Annotated in this window: 3 protein-coding genes; 2 read left to right on the plus strand and 1 reads right to left on the minus strand. The window is 60.9% G+C overall.

All coding sequences use genetic code 11. The features are described 5' to 3' along the window. Both ACWGTO_RS33325 and ACWGTO_RS33330 read left to right on the plus strand, forming a co-directional pair. Positions 1-222 (plus strand): hypothetical protein (locus ACWGTO_RS33325; protein ID WP_454578932.1); only part of this gene is annotated, 222 nt, incomplete at its 5' end. 136 nt (positions 223-358) lie between these two features. After that, positions 359-1,483 (plus strand): IS5 family transposase, encoded by a 1,125-nt coding sequence (locus ACWGTO_RS33330; protein ID WP_454578933.1) that lies wholly within the window; start codon positions 359-361, stop codon positions 1,481-1,483. Here the strand turns inward: ACWGTO_RS33330 and ACWGTO_RS33335 are convergent. Beyond that, positions 1,458-1,771, minus strand: a 314-nt coding sequence (locus ACWGTO_RS33335; protein ID WP_454578934.1) for a hypothetical protein, incomplete at its 5' end; no start/stop codon positions are given. The genes ACWGTO_RS33330 and ACWGTO_RS33335 overlap by 26 nt on opposite strands.

Raw genomic sequence — 1,771 nt, forward strand, 5'->3', positions numbered from 1 at the left:
CGCCGGCTTGTCCTGCCAATCTTGCGGGATCCGGCCGGCCTTGATGTCGTCCTTCTCTTCCGCCAATCAGCGACGCATCAAGAAACAGCGCTGCGCACCACATTCCGCATCTCAACGTGTCGTTTGGTCCAACAACCCAACGGCTGTCGATTGAATAGTGTCAAAAAAGGGCTTGATCGAGGATTTGCGACAAGACAACGGCATCTAGCTAAGACGCCCTGAATTCTTGAAATCTGCGCGTAAGCTTATGGTCAGCTGCGCGGTCTAGTGTGCTCTAGCTAGCAGGCTGTTGAAAAAGGCACTCGCCACCGGACCACAGCGGTGATTCACTGGTTCCGAAGGGATTCGGAGGTGACGAGTGCGCGGTGGCGACGATCGAACTGGCGAACTGTTCAGCTATGTTGACCTTGAGGCGCGGGTGCGGCGCAACCATCCGTTGCGGACGATCCGGTTAATTGTGAGCGAGGCGCTGTCGGCGCTGGAGCGGGACTTCGCGGCGCTGTATTCGCCGATCGGAAGGCCATCGATCCCGCCGGAGAAGCTGCTGCGGGCGATGCTGTTGCAGGCGTTCTATTCGATCCGCTCTGAGCGGCTGTTGATGGAGCGGCTGGAATACGACCTTCTGTTCCGCTGGTTCGTCGGGATTGGCGTTGACGATGCGGCCTGGGATCATTCTGTGTTCTCCAAGAACCGCGACCGGTTGCTGGAGGGCGACATCGCCGCAAAGTTCCTGAGCGCGGTGCTGGCGCAGCCCAAGATCAAGAGGCTTCTGTCGACGGATCACTTCTCGGTCGACGGGACGCTGATCGAGGCCTGGGCGTCGATGAAGAGCGTCAAGCAGAAGGCCGGCCCAGGCGGTTGTTATGGCGAGCCGCCGGCAGACGGCGGCGGACGCAATGCGGAAGCGGACTTCCACGGCGAGAGGCGATCGAACGAGACGCACGCCTCGACCACCGACCCCGACGCCAGGCTCTACCGCAAAGGGCGGGGCAAGGAGGCGAAGCTGTGCTTCATGGGGCATGGGCTGATGGAGAACCGCCATGGCCTTCTGGTCGACGCCTGCCTGACGTTTGCCGACGGGCATGCCGAGCGGGTGGCGGCCCTGCACATGATCGAACCGCGTGCCGACCGTCCGCAAACAATCACACTCGGCGCCGACAAGGCCTATGACGCTGAGGACTTCATCAATGAGTTGCGCTCAATGAAGGTGACGCCGCATGTAGCGCAGAACACCAGCGGCCGTAGTTCGGCCATCGACGGGCGCACCACCCGGCATAGCGGCTATGCTGTCAGTCAGCGTATTCGCAAGCGCATTGAAGAGGCGTTCGGCTGGATCAAGATGGTCGCCGGTCAGCGCCAAACCAAGTTCCGCGGCCGCGACCGGGTCGGATGGGGCTTCACCTTCGGTGCCGCCGCCTACAATCTGGTGCGGCTGCCGAACCGTACTTGCGCCTGTGTTAGCGAAGACTCGTTGTCACAATGACCGTGAGCCATAGAAGCCCGTCGATCGGGTGCACATCTCCGACAACCAATTCCATCGGGCGCATGCCTTCGATGGAGCGCCGCCTGCGCGGGCGGCTGTCCTCGTAAGCTTTGCGGTTCGTGCGATACTGATGGGCCTTCCGATAGTGCATCTCTTCCGAAACGAGCGTCCACGGGATCGAACAGGCTTGCTCGAAACTCGCCGGATCATTGTGAGCGTCCGGCGATCGGATTTTGCTGATCGGGCAAATCGGGCGATGTTCTGGCATTAGAACCAGCATTAGTGCTG

It is taken from the genome of Mesorhizobium sp. PL10 (genome assembly GCF_053714315.1).